Origin of the sequence: Methanoregula sp. (assembly GCF_041663825.1) — an archaeon.
Taxonomy (GTDB): domain Archaea; phylum Halobacteriota; class Methanomicrobia; order Methanomicrobiales; family Methanospirillaceae; genus Methanoregula.
Map to the genome: position 1 here is coordinate 25447 of NZ_JBAYLY010000013.1, position 14143 is coordinate 39589.

The 14143-nt window shown below is 38.2% G+C and carries 11 protein-coding genes; 8 read left to right on the forward strand and 3 right to left on the reverse strand.

What is annotated here, in order from left to right:
• Positions 1-289 precede the first annotated feature (289 nt).
• The 4 genes from WCX19_RS07655 (at position 290) to WCX19_RS07670 (ending at position 4155) form a co-directional block, all read left to right on the forward strand.
• On the forward strand, positions 290-1222 hold the full coding sequence (locus tag WCX19_RS07655) for an SDR family oxidoreductase (RefSeq protein ID WP_373006785.1): 933 nt from the start codon (positions 290-292) through the stop codon (positions 1220-1222).
• Positions 1201-2142 (forward strand): glycosyltransferase family 2 protein, encoded by a 942-nt coding sequence (locus WCX19_RS07660; RefSeq protein WP_373006787.1) that lies wholly within the window; start codon positions 1201-1203, stop codon positions 2140-2142. Before WCX19_RS07655 ends, WCX19_RS07660 begins: the two co-directional genes overlap by 22 nt.
• On the forward strand, positions 2142-3251 hold the full coding sequence (locus tag WCX19_RS07665; protein WP_373006789.1) for a glycosyltransferase family 4 protein: 1110 nt from the start codon (positions 2142-2144) through the stop codon (positions 3249-3251). Before WCX19_RS07660 ends, WCX19_RS07665 begins: the two co-directional genes overlap by 1 nt.
• 151 nt (positions 3252-3402) lie before the next feature.
• Positions 3403-4155: a class I SAM-dependent methyltransferase gene (locus WCX19_RS07670; protein ID WP_373006791.1), complete on the forward strand. Its 753-nt coding sequence runs from the start codon at positions 3403-3405 to the stop codon at positions 4153-4155.
• On the opposite strand, the gene WCX19_RS07675 is transcribed toward WCX19_RS07670, so the two are convergent.
• Complete coding sequence (locus tag WCX19_RS07675) at positions 4156-5121, reverse strand: lysylphosphatidylglycerol synthase transmembrane domain-containing protein (RefSeq protein WP_373006792.1); 966 nt, start codon at positions 5119-5121, stop codon at positions 4156-4158. It lies immediately after the preceding gene.
• Positions 5122-5228: 107 nt separating this feature from the next.
• Between WCX19_RS07675 and WCX19_RS07680 the strand changes: the two genes are divergently transcribed.
• Positions 5229-7412 carry a hypothetical protein gene (locus WCX19_RS07680; RefSeq protein ID WP_373006794.1) on the forward strand — a complete coding sequence of 728 codons (2184 nt, stop codon included), beginning with the start codon at positions 5229-5231 and terminating at the stop codon, positions 7410-7412.
• Positions 7413-7630: 218 nt separating this feature from the next.
• Here the strand turns inward: WCX19_RS07680 and WCX19_RS07685 are convergent, their stop codons facing one another.
• Together WCX19_RS07685 and WCX19_RS07690 are read right to left on the reverse strand one after the other, a co-directional pair.
• Positions 7631-8437: a methyltransferase domain-containing protein gene (locus WCX19_RS07685; protein WP_373006796.1), complete on the reverse strand. Its 807-nt coding sequence runs from the start codon at positions 8435-8437 to the stop codon at positions 7631-7633.
• Positions 8438-8439: 2 nt separating this feature from the next.
• Positions 8440-10152 carry a glycosyltransferase family 4 protein gene (locus WCX19_RS07690; RefSeq protein WP_373006798.1) on the reverse strand — a complete coding sequence of 571 codons (1713 nt, stop codon included), beginning with the start codon at positions 10150-10152 and terminating at the stop codon, positions 8440-8442.
• 34 nt (positions 10153-10186) lie between these two features.
• Here WCX19_RS07690 and WCX19_RS07695 point away from each other — a divergent pair, with 34 nt between their 5' ends.
• The 3 genes from WCX19_RS07695 to WCX19_RS07705 all read left to right on the forward strand — a co-directional run bounded on the left by WCX19_RS07695 (position 10187) and on the right by WCX19_RS07705 (position 14118).
• Positions 10187-11803, forward strand: coding sequence for a glycosyltransferase (locus WCX19_RS07695; protein WP_373006800.1), 1617 nt, complete (start codon positions 10187-10189; stop codon positions 11801-11803).
• A gap of 1 nt (position 11804) precedes the next feature.
• Entirely contained in the window at positions 11805-13001 is a 1197-nt protein-coding gene (locus tag WCX19_RS07700) for a glycosyltransferase family 4 protein (protein WP_373006802.1), read from the forward strand.
• A 352-nt stretch (positions 13002-13353) separates the two neighbouring features.
• Positions 13354-14118, forward strand: coding sequence for a class I SAM-dependent methyltransferase (locus WCX19_RS07705; protein ID WP_373006804.1), 765 nt, complete (start codon positions 13354-13356; stop codon positions 14116-14118).
• The last annotated feature ends 25 nt before the right edge of the window (positions 14119-14143 follow it).

The following is a 14143-nucleotide window of genomic DNA, read 5'->3' on the forward strand; positions in this document are numbered from 1 at the left end:
CCTTTTAACAGAGCGAGTTGTATGGCGGTGGAAAATTCCCCACATTCGGCGGAATAAAAATCCCCGGCTGATAACCTTTAAGCAAGAGTTTGAGAGTAGTGGCAATGCTGAACAGGGAGGAGTTGATATACGATATTTACAACAAAGCCGGAGAACTGTTACCTGATTTCGGGATAGATCTGGTACAAATCGCACTCTATTCTGAAGTAAGGATCCCTCAATTTTTTAACAAACCCACCTAAAAACCCGAGAATTTGTTATAGTTGGAAAAACATAAAGAGTGAGTAATATGAAATATCTCGTAACCGGTGGCGCAGGTTTCATCGGCTCACATATTATTGAACGATTACTCCATCAACAACATGATGTAATCTGTCTTGATAATTTTGACCCTTATTACGATCCGAAAATCAAAGAACGAAACATTTCTTCATTTCCGGGTAATGAACGTTTTACCTTAATCCACGGAGATATTCTGGACAAAAAATTATTGCATGAACTTCTCATCGATGTTGATGTTATTTTTCATGAAGCTGCTCAGGCCGGAGTTCCAATATCAACAGAAAATCCTTTGAAGTCCCATGAAGTGAATGCAACCGGGACACTGAATCTTCTCGAATCCGCTGTAAAGGCAAATATAAAGCGGTTTATCTATGCCTCATCATCATCAGTTTACGGTACTGTAAAATATCTCCCGTTTGATGAAGATCATCCAACATATCCGGTCTCACCCTATGGTGTATCTAAGTTGATGGCAGAACACTATTGCAGAGTATTTTCCGAACTCTACGGATTGCCATCTGTCGCATTGAGATATTTTACGGTCTATGGTCCTCGCATGAGACCAGATCTTGCGATAAATATCTTCACGCGGCAGGCACTCAAAAATGAACCCCTCACAATATTTGGAACAGGAGATAAAACACGCGATTTTACCTATATTGATGATATTATCAATGCAAATCTGATATCCCTGGTCAAAGGCAACGGCGTGTATAATATTGGGGGAGGACACAGGGTTTCAATTCAGGAACTGGCAGAAAAAATAATTGAAATAACGGGAAGCTCATCAATTATACAGTACAAGGAATCTAAAAAAGGCGATGCTGAACATACATATGCAAACACCACAAAAGCTCAACGAGAACTCGGATGGAAACCAAAAACATCCCTGGAGCAAGGTTTAACGAGGTACATTGAATGGGTATCGACATATCAGTGATAATCCCTACTTACAATGAAGAGGAAAATGTTACTATCCTCTACAAAGAACTGACAAGCGTACTCTGCACATTGAACCGTGACTATAAAATTATTTTTGTTGATGACTGCTCCACCGATGCGACATACCGGAGATTATCAGAACTACATGCCCACGATGCTCATGTGAAAATTATAAAATTCCGTAAAAATTTTGGACAAAGTGCCGCAATGAAAGCGGGCTTTGATCAGGCTGAGGGGAATATCATCATCACGCTTGACGCAGATCTCCAGAACGATCCCCATGATATCCCACAAATGCTTGAAAAACTGGAAAAAGAAGATTACGATGTGGTGTGTGGATGGCGCTACAATCGAAAAGATCCGTTCTTTAAAAAAATATTTTCCCTATTCGCAAATTCTTTTCGGGCATATTTGACCGGCGAGACCATTCATGATTCGGGATGTACCCTTCGAGTCTACAAACAGGAGGCGGTCAAAGATATTGAATTAAACGGAGAATTGCACCGGTATATCCCGGCTTTGCTTCTTTGGAAGGGGTACCGTATCGGGGAAGTGAAAACCAACCACCGGTTGCGTGAATTTGGAAAAAGCAAATATACCTGGAAGCGACTTACAAAAGGATTTTTGGATCTTCTTGTTATTGCGTTCTGGCAAAAGTATTCGGTTCGACCAATGCATATTTTTGGTGGATCCGGTCTGATTATAGGGGGAATTGGTTTACTATTATCCTTGTATCTGGGATTATCACGAATTTTATTTGGGACCGGGCTCACCGACAGACCGCTGTTTCTTGTTGCTCTGGTGCTGTTAGTCGTTGGGATACAGTTTGTTGCGTTGGGAATCATTGCCGATATTCTGCTCCGGATTTATTATGGTCAGAATGAACGGAAAAATTATCTGATTGATGAGATTATCTGATGAAAATTTTAATGCTTAATTACGAGTACCCGCCACTTGGTGGAGGCGCGGCACCCGTTACAAAATCCCTGGCTGAAGAACTCGTGCATCTGGGGCATGAGGTCGACGTCGTAACCATGGGGTATAAGACGTTACCCCGGGAAGAAGTCATTCACGGGGTTCAAATTTACCGTGTTCAGAGTATACGCAAAAAACTTGAAATGTGTACATCCCACGAAATGCTTTCATATGTTATCTCCGCAGCGCGCTTTTTGCCAGGATTGCTAAACGAGAATAATTATGATATAAACCACACGCACTTTATTATTCCCACGGGAATTGTTTCAAGCCTCTATTACAAACGAATCCCCTATATTATTACAACTCACGGAAGCGATGTTCCGGGCTATAATCCGGACCGGTTTCAGTTTCAGCACCATCTGTTCAAACCTTTTTCAAATATGGTACTGAACAGGGCCAGTTGTATAACGTCTCCCTCGATCTATCTCAAAGAGAAAATACTGAAAAATTTTGGTGAACGAAAGGTAGCGATTGTTCCAAATGGTTTATCAGTTGAGTCCTATCATCCACGAACAAAAGAGAACAAAATCCTCACCGTAAGTAGACTTTTCGAGAGAAAAGGTATACAGTATGTCATTGAAGCGATGGCAGGGATTGAAGGGTTCGAATACACCATATGTGGAGACGGTCCCTACAAGCCATATTTAGAACGACAGATTGAACGTCTAAATCTTGGCCATAAAATAAAATTATGTGGTTATCTCGAACAAGATCAACTCATCCGGCAATATGAATCTGCCTCTGTCTTTGTGTTGCCATCGTCATCTGAGAACTTTCCCATGGTTCTGATGGAAGCGATGGCTGCGGGGTGTGCAATCGTTACTTCTGATGCAACAGGCTGCGCGGAAGTTGTTGGTGATACTGCGTTACTTGTCCGGCAAAAAGATTCAAAGGGAATTCAGGAAGCGTTGCTCACTCTCCTCCATGATCGGGATTTACAAAGAGACCTTGCAATGCGGGCGAGGGTCCGGGTCGAACGTGAGTTCGGTTGGAGCAGGGTTGCCGGGAAGTATGTCCACCTCTATGAGAGAGTGCTTGAGCGAGGATAGGCAGGTCTTTATCCCCCCTCTTAATTAGCATAGCGAGTGGTCATAACGTGGGAGCCCATAATGGGGTTAGGAAATGCGGGATGGTACTGAGCGCCCGATCTTCGCCGCAATTAAATAACGAGAGAATGATAAACTATCACAATTATCTGTTGTGGGAGGAACTGCCTTGGATCGTAAAGAAAAAAAACAGCTCTATGACTCATATCTCTCCAGCCATTTCAAAGATATTCATCCCGGAGATACAAAGGAGTTTTCTCGTTACTATTCATATTTTAAGAAGAACTACCTGCCGTATCTCCCACAACAAAAAGCCAGTCGTATCCTTGAGCTCGGATCTGGCATGGGGCATTTTCTGAATTTTCTCAAGATGGAAGGATATCATAACTATCTTGGTGTTGACATCTGTGAAGAAAATATCCGGTTTTGCAGGGAGAGGGATTTTAACGTTACTCAAGCGGATATCTTCGGTTTTCTTGCAGAGACAAGTGAGCTCTTTGATACAATCATTATGAATGATGTACTTGAACACTTCGAAAAGCCCGAAGTGTTCCAGTTTCTTGATCTGGCGTATAAACGGCTCAGCCCGGGGGGAAAGCTGATCCTCAAAGTGCCAAACGCTGCAAACCCGATATTAGCCAGCAGTACAAGGTATATGGATTTCACCCATGAATTATTGTTCACGGAAGAGAGTATGACCCAGGTTTTACGAATCTCTGGTTTTAATCAGATTATGATCTACCCCCAGGACCTGTATGTGTTCTCCCGAAACCCCCTTAATTATATTGCAAAATTCCTGAATTTTGTAATAAACTGCATATTACGTTTGTTATTCTTGTTTTATGGCAGAACGACCACCAAAATATTTACAAAAAATATCATAGCGGTTGCCATGAAAAGGCAGTGATCAAGAACGTGTTTTATTCCAGCCGTAAATTCCCAGAATTATAAAATAAAATATCAGGATAATATGATAACAGAAACCTGAAATGATAGCATCATTAAGAGACATTCCGAGAGGTACAAAGACGAGAGTCCAGACCGTCTCTGTTGTTCCAAATCCCCCAAGTCCTTGTATGGGAAGGAGGGTTGTTAATAAAATAAAGGTGCAACCTACCGTTACAAGCAAAAACGGAAACTGAACATTCATCCCTGTAATGAGGAGATACACCATTACATAATTCAGACCCCAGATAAGGAGTGATAAAACTATTAAGAATAATCCCCCTTTTTTAATCTGAATTTTTTCAAGACTTTCAACAGTTTCATTCCCTTTCTTTAGCAAATAATTTATAACGCGGTTATTTTCGATATGGAATCTTCCAGCAATCTTTTGCAGGAATGCGAGAACGGCCCTCCCTGTAAAGAGCAGCACAGCCAGAATTACGAGTACCACAATGGTGAAAAGTGCGATAAGCCATAGTGCATTCCTTATGATCCCGGGGACATCCTTTATCAGGAGTATCGATACAAAAAAAATAATCGCAAGTCCGATAAAATCAAGAATCCTCGCAACTAAAAGAGTAGCAAGACCATCTCCGGTAGTCCGGTTGTTTTTCTTTTTTAACAGGTACACATACGACAGTTCCCCCGTTCGTGCCGGAAGCAGGTTATTCATCATGTTATGCACGCATTCAATATTGAACAACTCTCCAAGGGAAACTTCATTATTGAGCAGGACATGAAAGCGCCATGCACGGAAGAAGTAAGTGCAGGTATATAACACAAATCCCGCCAATAAATACAACGGATTGATTTGTGTGAGGGTGGTGATCACATCTTTTAGCGAAACCTGCGTTAAAAGGAGTGCAACCAGGATGATAGTAAGAATGAGCGCGATATATTTTGTATATGGGCGGATACGTGCAATCATGAAAAGTCAACAAACCGTACGATTAGATTATTTATTTCGCGGATCATACTTTACGTACATCTATGTATAATTGGTTATAAATTACGGCCACTCCGAAGAGGATAATCTTGAAAATTCCTGATTTTACACAAATTAAACGTATGTTTTCTGGCTGGAAACTGACCGGCTTAGTACTATTATTGTATGTTGTGTTCACCGTAATCCTGACATATCCGGTTGCATTTACGATTGGGACAGATATCCCCAGTTGGGGCGGGGATGCGTTTCAATGGATGGACACACTCTGGTACACAAATTACGCAATTTTCCATCCGGAAATTACAACGCTGACCCATAACAATATGATTTATTACCCGACGGGTATTCCCGTAACGCCGTTTCCTTCAGCATTCAATCAGATAATTACCCTGGTCCTCCTTCCCATCTGTCAAATCCACGTTATTTATTCCCTTCTCTGGCTTCTCACATTTATTCTCGCTGCGTTTGGCACGTATCTTCTTGTCAGATATTTGACGCATAATGATTATGCAGCATTCCTTGCAGGGATCATTTTCGCATTTATCCCCTACCATTTACTTCATGGAATGGGGCACCTGGGTGCGGCCACAATCCAGTGGATACCATTTTGTGCTCTTTTTTTCATGAAAGTGTTCCGTGAAGGTGGAATAAAAAACTGCATCCTTGCCGGAATTTTCTATATCCTTGTTGCAATGAGCGATACACAATACATGGTTTTCATGGGAATTTTTATTGTACTTTTGTTCATCTATGAAAATTATGTTAACATCAGTTCAAATCGTGGATTTAAATTTGAAGCCCATAAATCAATTCTTATTAAATATCTGATCATCGGAGTAGTTGCATTTTCAGTTATACTACCCCTTACAATGTCTGATATTCAAGTTGCATCGTCTGAGGGTAATTATTTAAAACCAAACGCCACGGAGGTAGTCACGTATTCAACAGATCTCATGAGTTTCTTTTTACCTTCGGTTTTGCACCCGGTTTTTGGGGGATTGGTTGAGCCGGTTAATCAAAATTTTACCGGAAATGCTGCAGAAAATGCAACCTATATCGGATATACAGTTCTTCTTCTATCGATATTTGGATTATACGTGTTCAGAAAGGATATTACCGCTAGATTCTGGGGATTAATTGCCATAATTTTTTCATTGTTGAGTATGGGGCCTGTTCTCCATGTGAATGGTGAAACCGTTTTTACGGTGTTTAAGATCTCTGTGCCCCTCCCCCATCTCATCTTATACTATCTGGTTCCTTTTATTGAGAACAGTCGTACAACCGGCAGATTTTTCATTGTTGCGGCATTGGCATTTGCTGTACTTGCCGGGTATGGCTGCAGCGAACTCCTGAAAAGGTATGATACGAAAAAAATAATTATCGTAATCATTCTGTGTGCATTTATCCTCTTTGAATACCTGGGTGTTCCCTATCCTACATCCCCGATTGACCCATCAGCATTTTATCAGAAAATCGGGCAGGATCCCGATCATTATGCATTACTGGAAATTCCCGTAACTGACAATTATACTGCCGGAGTAAATATTATTTATTATCAGACAATTCATGGGAAAGCTATCGTAGGTGGACAATCTGCACGGACTCTCAAAACTGCATATTATTTTGAACCAAACACACAATTTATCCGAGACTTGACTTTTAATCTGTCAGTACCTCAAGATATTGTGAATCAAAATGATACCGATGTGGGAAATTCCATTTTACATTACTACAACATCAGGTATATTATTTTACATAAAAATTATTTGTCCGAGGATCAATTGCAGGCGACCGAATCGTATCTTGCTCAATGTAACCCCCTGCTGCCAAAAGTCTATGAAGATGACTCGCTGGTTGTTTATGGACAAAACCAGACCGTGCAAAACGATACAGGTGTGGTTCTTGGGACTGGATGGAACAGAATTGAAAACTATGCAGGCACCCCCTCCCGCTGGATTAGCAACAATGCGAGCATCCTTGTGTACTCGGATAATGCAAGATTTACGTGGCTGAATTTCACAGCGATTAGCTTTGCAAAAGAGAGACCCATTTCAATAGCATTAAATAATGTGAGTATCGGGTCTTACCTTATCGCCCCTAGTTATAGTAATCTATCTATTCCTATAGAGATAAACAAAGGGATGAATTCTCTTGATATTATCAATCAAGAGGGATGTGAACGCCCGGTTGACAATGCATCCTATAACAGCATGGATACCCGATGTTTAGGTATTGCTCTACAAAATATATCCATTCCATTATCAATTGAGTGACATGGCTTTGATTATCTGGGTGCAACTCATAGTATGGTGACGGGTTTTGGGGATTGCCCGATCGATGTGTCATTATTAAGATTCGCTGTCTCTCTCCTCATTGATATCAATGAGGAATGGGTTACAGGTAATCGGTATGTATGATGTGGGAGATGATCTCTCTGAATACAAGTACAGGTGCTGCTGATTTTATAGCACTTCGTGTACACTACCTGTTTTCAGACTTTTTTTAACAAGACATTCATTCCCCTGAAAAGAAGATCTTCTTTTGAGTACATTTTTTGAAGATCTACAAAATTTTTATGATGCAAATGTTCTGGATTTACAACACCGGACCATTCATACGATACTTTTTTCTCAAATACTTTTAATTTTTTATCGGTCATAAGGGCAAAAAGTTTTATAAAATAATTTCTTCTTTTTCGGTTAAGTCCTGATTTGAAATCGTTTATCATTTCTTCGGGACAATTTGCAAGACGGAGTTTTTGAATATACTCGTCTTTAGAATAAATAAGGTGCCCCCAGGGTTCCGGAACAAAATCAAACATATGAGATCCCGTATCACAATAATAAAGAGGGTCAAATTGAATAAATGCAAATCCTCCCGGTTTTAACACTCTCCAGATTTCAAGTAAAGATTTACTTGGGTCCTGAATATGTTCAAAGGCGTTAACACAATAAACAAAATCGAACAATTCATCTTTAAACAAGAGATTCTCTGCATTCATATGGATGAATTGGCATTTTGAACCATCAAAGGGTTCTTCATTATTCTGAAAAATTTCCAGTAATTTTTCTTTGAAATTTCCACCCCATAACGTCTCATAATCCAGGAGATCAACCCCAATCACTTTTGCACCATTTCTAACCAGAAATCCGGTATGCAAGCCGGTTCCGGAACAGAGATTAAGGGTCATCTTATTCTCTAATATGGTATGTTGTCTGATGATCTCATATGTCCGGGAAAATTCTTCTTTATGGTGTGAAAAATCATCAACCAACGCATAATTCTTTAAATTGACCATTATTACCTCGATATAAGTTTATTATAACAATTAAAAATTCGATCCGCGAGCTTATCCCAGGTATAATTTTTAATTACTTTTTGGTACCCTCTTTCTCCTAATTCAACTGAAATTTTTTTATCCGTTAGTAATTGTATTATGGCCTGATTCAATTCCCGTTTATCTAAACACAATAGCCCGTCCCGTCCATCTTCGATTAATGTTGCCACAGCACCGCAATTTTTGTTACCAATTACAGGTTTCTTTCGGGACCATGCTTCACAGAATACCATGCCAAAACTCTCGCTGTCTGACATCATTGCAAAGATATCACATGCATCATACGCATCGGCAAGATCTTCATCACTCATTTTTCCTAAATAAATAACATTTGCTGAGTTAATTGGAATTTTATCATCATCCGGACCGATCATAACCAAAATCGCATCGGGATGATCATTGTGGATTTCATCAATAGATTGTATGAGATAGTCATAATGTTTCTGTAATGACTTTCGGGATACCGTCAAAATTATTTCTTTAGTTTCCAGATGGAATTTTTTACGGAAGCTTGATCCGTTGACGTTACTATTTAAAAAAATTCCCGGTTCAATTCCCGCACCGATGTTAACACATTTTGCGTTAAGAATATCAAAAACCTCTGTTTTTGAATGAGATGTAAGCGCAAAAACACAATCTGCCTCTTTAAGCATATCATAGTAATGTCCCCAGTGGTAAAATTCATCTTCGACGTGCATCAGGGGAAGGAGTATGAGGGGTTTATTAAATTTTTTCGCAATAAATGAGTAATGTATTGTGTTAAACGGAAACATCTGTGCCAATACAATATCATAGTTTGAAATGTTTTTCTCCAACCAGTGTTCCATATCCGGAGACTGCGGTCCCCTGAGATAATCAAACATCCTGGAATAATATTTTGGACGAGTTTTTGCATGGCGCATCAGGAGTTGGATGTACTTCTTTTGTTTGATCAAAAAAACCCGGTAATCGTGTTCCAAATCGACATTTTGTTTTCCCGGGGGGGTTTCATATTCGATATGAGAAATTGAAACCCCAAGCGATCGAAAATCCTTGAGCGGATGCCATACGTTCCTGCAATGTACCTTAACCGTAACCAAACCTGAAACGTCTGGTAGTTGAAATGATATGGTATCCCATTGATGTATTGTCTGTATATCCCTGCACTCATAATGCCCATTTGCGGATACTTCAATTTGCGTGAATATCTTTTTTGGATTATTTAATAAAAAAGTAATTTTTGAAATGTTTGAATCATTAATCATAAAAACTGCATCGAATTTTGTCCACCGCATAGAAAAATCACCATAGCGTTCCAGTTGATTCCAGCCATCAGCAAGAATGCCCCCGTTCTCTAAAAAAGAATCTTGAATAATTTTTCGAATTTCAGATGAAGATTCTAACTCTTCTTTGTCCAGTTGTTTTTGGATTATTTTTTCAAAAAAGAATGAAAGATACCGGTTCTGGTGCTTAACCGGAAATCTAAAAACTTTAATATTGTTAATTGTTTCATTTTCAAGACTATTATCAAACGCTGTTCCCGATTTTATGAATGGTGTAAGTGTGTGGGATTGCGTGGTACAGATATCGACATCGACACCGCGCTTTGAAAGTTCCTCAGAAATGTGCCTGAAATAAAGTTCCGCCCCTCCGCAAATATCTTTTCCGTATCGAAATGTAATGTGTAATGCTTTCATTATTTCTAAATATTATTAAACAAATAGGGTATTAATGCATGCTATACTTGCTTTAAGTTTCCATCCTGCATTTACACCCCCAAAAAGTGGGGGTGAGGAACGACTTTTTTATCTATTAAACGGGCTTTCAGAATATTATGATGTAACTCTTGTAAGTTTTACGTATCCAAATAAGGAAAATACTGTCGAAACGGTAAATCATTCTCCCCGTTTCAAAGAAATTCGAATTCCGAAAACGAATATTTCTCTATTTCTTCATTATATCGTGAATAAATGTTCCCCGATAAAAGAATGCTCTGCAGTTATTACCTCTATCGAAAGCAGATTTAACAAAAATTTTAAAAAAATCCTTAAAGATGAATTGAAAAATTTTGATATTCTGATGTATGAATCACCCTTTCTTTTTACAACCCCTGCCCGTATTTTTACCGGGAAAAAAATTGTGTATAATGCGTATAATAACGAATATGAGTTGATGAAACCAGGTTTTTCAAATTCTATTTTAGGTGTTTTTTTATTAAAATATGTCTTTAACATAGAAAAAAAACTTGTGAAAAACTGCGATTTGATATTTGTTGTATCTGACGATGATCAGAACAGTTTGATTCAAACCTATAACGCGAATCCGGAAAAATTTTCCCTTGTCCCCAATGGTATTCCTGTTGCGGAATATAATCCAATTTTTTACCAGAGATCCGGATGTAAAACTCCCCCGATTTGTCTATTTATCGGGAGTTATCACCCCCCAAACATTGAAGCCGTAAATCAGATTGTCAAAATGTCTGCGCTATTGCCAGATGTGGTATTTTTAATCGCAGGAAATGTTTCACAATTTTTTACAAATCAAGAGGGATTAACAGAACGGTGTGTACCTAAAGAGATTCCCCTTTTCGGAGATTTTCAGGATATCCGTCTTATTGATGGTTTTTACTCCCTTGAATGTTGGGATACCACACCGATTGTCTGGACAAAACCCGAATCAAAAATAACAGTATCGCAAAACATTGAATCTCTCTCAATAAAATTATTTTCACCCCACTGTCAGACAATCCGTGTATCCGGAGATTCAGTTCAAACGATTTTTTCTCTTGGGTATGGATGGAACACTCTTGACATTCTGCTCTCCGCACAGCAGGAGACTCTGGTATCGCTTACCTGTGAAAAGGAACTTACGGATCCAAATAGGATATTAGGGGTTGCGATCCAATCAATTGGATATACTAAATCTGGACTCAAATTTAATCTTGATTTTAATGATTCACGGAATCAAATCTCTACGTTTATCAACTCAAAAAATGTGTATATACTCGGTCAGATAAGTGATAAAGAAAAGACGGAGATTTTTAAAATTGCTGATATTGCTTTGAATCCAATGATAAGCGGTTCCGGAACAAATATCAAAGTCCTAGGGTACCTTTCGGCAGGAATTCCCACCATTACAACACCTACGGGTGCCAGAGGATTAAATTTAATTGATCGTGAGCATGTATTAATCTGCGATCTTGTGGAGTTTCCCAAAAAAATTAATGAACTGCTCGCGGATAATTATCTTGCAGAGTCATTAAAACAGAATGGGCGCAAACTTGTTGAAGAAAAATTTGATTGGAACACTATTGTGAACGATATGTCAGAAAAAATTGCGAGAATCTAGAATGAAAAAAATTCTTGTTGTGAATGATTTTCCAATTTTCCCGATTGTTCATGGAGGGAAAGTAAGGATATTCAATATTTATAAAAACATTTCATCCAAATTTCAAATAACGTATGTTTGTTTAGGGAATTCTCAAATAATTGAGGAAAAACAAATATCGGAAAATTTTAGGGAAATTTCTGTCCCGAAAACGTTTTTTTATAAAAAAATTATCCTGATTGCAAAGAAATTGATGGGTGGTTCTGTTGATGATTTTGTTGCGCTTTTTTTCGCATCATATAACGCTCAACTAAAAAAAATAATTAAACCTCAAATCCAGGAATGTGATGTTGTAATTTTATGCCATCCTTATATGTACCCTTCAGTAAAACCATACCTTCAAAAACAAATTGTTATTTATGAAGCACTTAATGTTGAATTTGGATTAAAAGATTCTATTCTTCCTGATACGTTATTAAAAAAAATTGTGCTGGATCGATTAAAACAGACTGAACAGGATCTTTTACAGCGGTGTGATCTTTGTTTTTCAATGTGTGATGAAGATAAACAGAAATTTACACAAATTTATGGGGTGGAATCATCAAAAATCAGCATTGCTCCGAATGGTGTGGATGAAGATTTTTATGCAAATGTTTATGCAGAACGAACGTTCAAAAAAGAAAGGATTATTCCCGTTCCACTCATCATTTTTCTGGCTAGTGGGCATCCCCCGAATGTTGAAGCAGCACAACAGATTATTAAAAATATTGCACCCAAACTGCCGAACGCATATTTTCTCATTGCCGGAAGTGTCTGTTGGATGATTCATAATGGCACATTGGGTAAAAATGTAGGTCTTGCATATTTTATTACCGATGAAGAAAAAGGAGAATTATTCCGTCTTGCAGATATTGCCATTAATCCCATGATGAGTGGTTCGGGTACAAACCTGAAGATGCTTGATTATATGGCGGCGGGACTTCCTGTTGTTTCAACAGGTATTGGTGCACGGGGAATTTCCATCCAAAATCGAGTTCACGCCGTTATCTGCGATGTTGAGACATTTCCCGAAGAGATTTCTCATTTAATTAATAAAAAGGATGTATTAGCAGTGTTGTCGAGGAATGGGCGACAATTGGTTAAAGATCACTATTGCTGGAAAAACATTGCTAATTCGATGATAGAGGAAATTGAAAAGAGAACCGGGGAAAAAAAATAATTTTTTAAGATTTATTGAAATTCTCAAATTACGTGTAAAATGTCTAACCTATCCCCTCATCAAAAATGGTCACAAAATCGTCTTTTGGGATTGGTTTCAACAGAGCCATTTTTTGGTAAAGGAGTGCGACACTCATTGTACCTTTAAGAACCCGAATAACTGGAATTGAACCGACCTTAAACAATCAATGTTCATCTGAAAAAATGAATTGTGGACCTAACTTGCGATCCTGTTATCCGTATGCATACAGGGGATTTTGCAGAGTATCTCTCCGTTGAGTTCAAATGGTTGTGTTTCAGAATCGACATATCAATTATAATCTCATAAATCAAACCTGTTAATTGAGGAATACATGAAGCCGGACTTGTTGCCTGTAATTCAAGTTCCTACTAATACCGACAAAGATGTCGTATTGAGATTCCAGCATCTCAATTCAATTAAAGGGAAAAAATGTCTATGTATTGGATATTCCGCTGGAGAAATAAAAGAATATATTGAAAAATATAAACCAAAAGAAATTGTTTGTTTGACTTTGTGGACTGATCATAAGGATGCAAATATCGATAATTTCAAATTAATTATCGGTGATATTACGAAAAGAACTCCATTTGATGATAATGAATTTGATGCAATTATTACACTATCGCTACTTGAACATGTAGCCTCATTAAATAAGGCTTTTTCAGAAATTAAAAGAATATTAAAGCCAGATGGTTTTTTTTATTCATTTTTTGGGCCCGCATGGTCGTCTTGTGTCGGCCATCATATATATGCAAAACCCGGGGATCCTCTCCTTGATTTTAATCAGTGGAAAATGCCCGGTCATATTCATTTGTTGAGCAGTGAACCAGAAATTGTAGAATTTTACAAACAAAATGGGTATTCTGATGCTCAATGTGATGAAGTGCTTCACTGGTTTTACAAAACATCTATAATTAACAGAAATTTTTTTGATGAATATTTACTGCTCTTCAATTACTATTTTTATGTTATTGCAATTGAGACAATGTACATGAGTATTCCTCAAGACGTACTTGACAAATTACGCAAATTATATTACCCCTATCTGGATTTTTCAACATATGGAGGAAGTTTTTTGTTAAGAAATAGAAAATAACAACCCTCAAAAAAATAAAATGCTT

Bases quoted from the DNA above. Each gene is read 5' to 3' on its own strand.
- WCX19_RS07665 (WP_373006789.1), top strand. From the start codon at position 2,142: ATGAAAATTTTAATGCTTAATTACGAGTACCCGCCACTTGGTGGAGGC.
- WCX19_RS07695 (WP_373006800.1), top strand. From the start codon at position 10,187: ATGCATGCTATACTTGCTTTAAGTTTCCATCCTGCATTTACACCCCCA.
- WCX19_RS07655 (WP_373006785.1), top strand. From the start codon at position 290: ATGAAATATCTCGTAACCGGTGGCGCAGGTTTCATCGGCTCACATATT.
- WCX19_RS07705 (WP_373006804.1), top strand. From the start codon at position 13,354: ATGAAGCCGGACTTGTTGCCTGTAATTCAAGTTCCTACTAATACCGAC.
- WCX19_RS07685 (WP_373006796.1), bottom strand. From the start codon at position 8,437: ATGGTCAATTTAAAGAATTATGCGTTGGTTGATGATTTTTCACACCAT.
- WCX19_RS07660 (WP_373006787.1), top strand. From the start codon at position 1,201: ATGGGTATCGACATATCAGTGATAATCCCTACTTACAATGAAGAGGAA.
- WCX19_RS07675 (WP_373006792.1), bottom strand. From the start codon at position 5,121: ATGATTGCACGTATCCGCCCATATACAAAATATATCGCGCTCATTCTT.
- WCX19_RS07690 (WP_373006798.1), bottom strand. From the start codon at position 10,152: ATGAAAGCATTACACATTACATTTCGATACGGAAAAGATATTTGCGGA.
- WCX19_RS07700 (WP_373006802.1), top strand. From the start codon at position 11,805: ATGAAAAAAATTCTTGTTGTGAATGATTTTCCAATTTTCCCGATTGTT.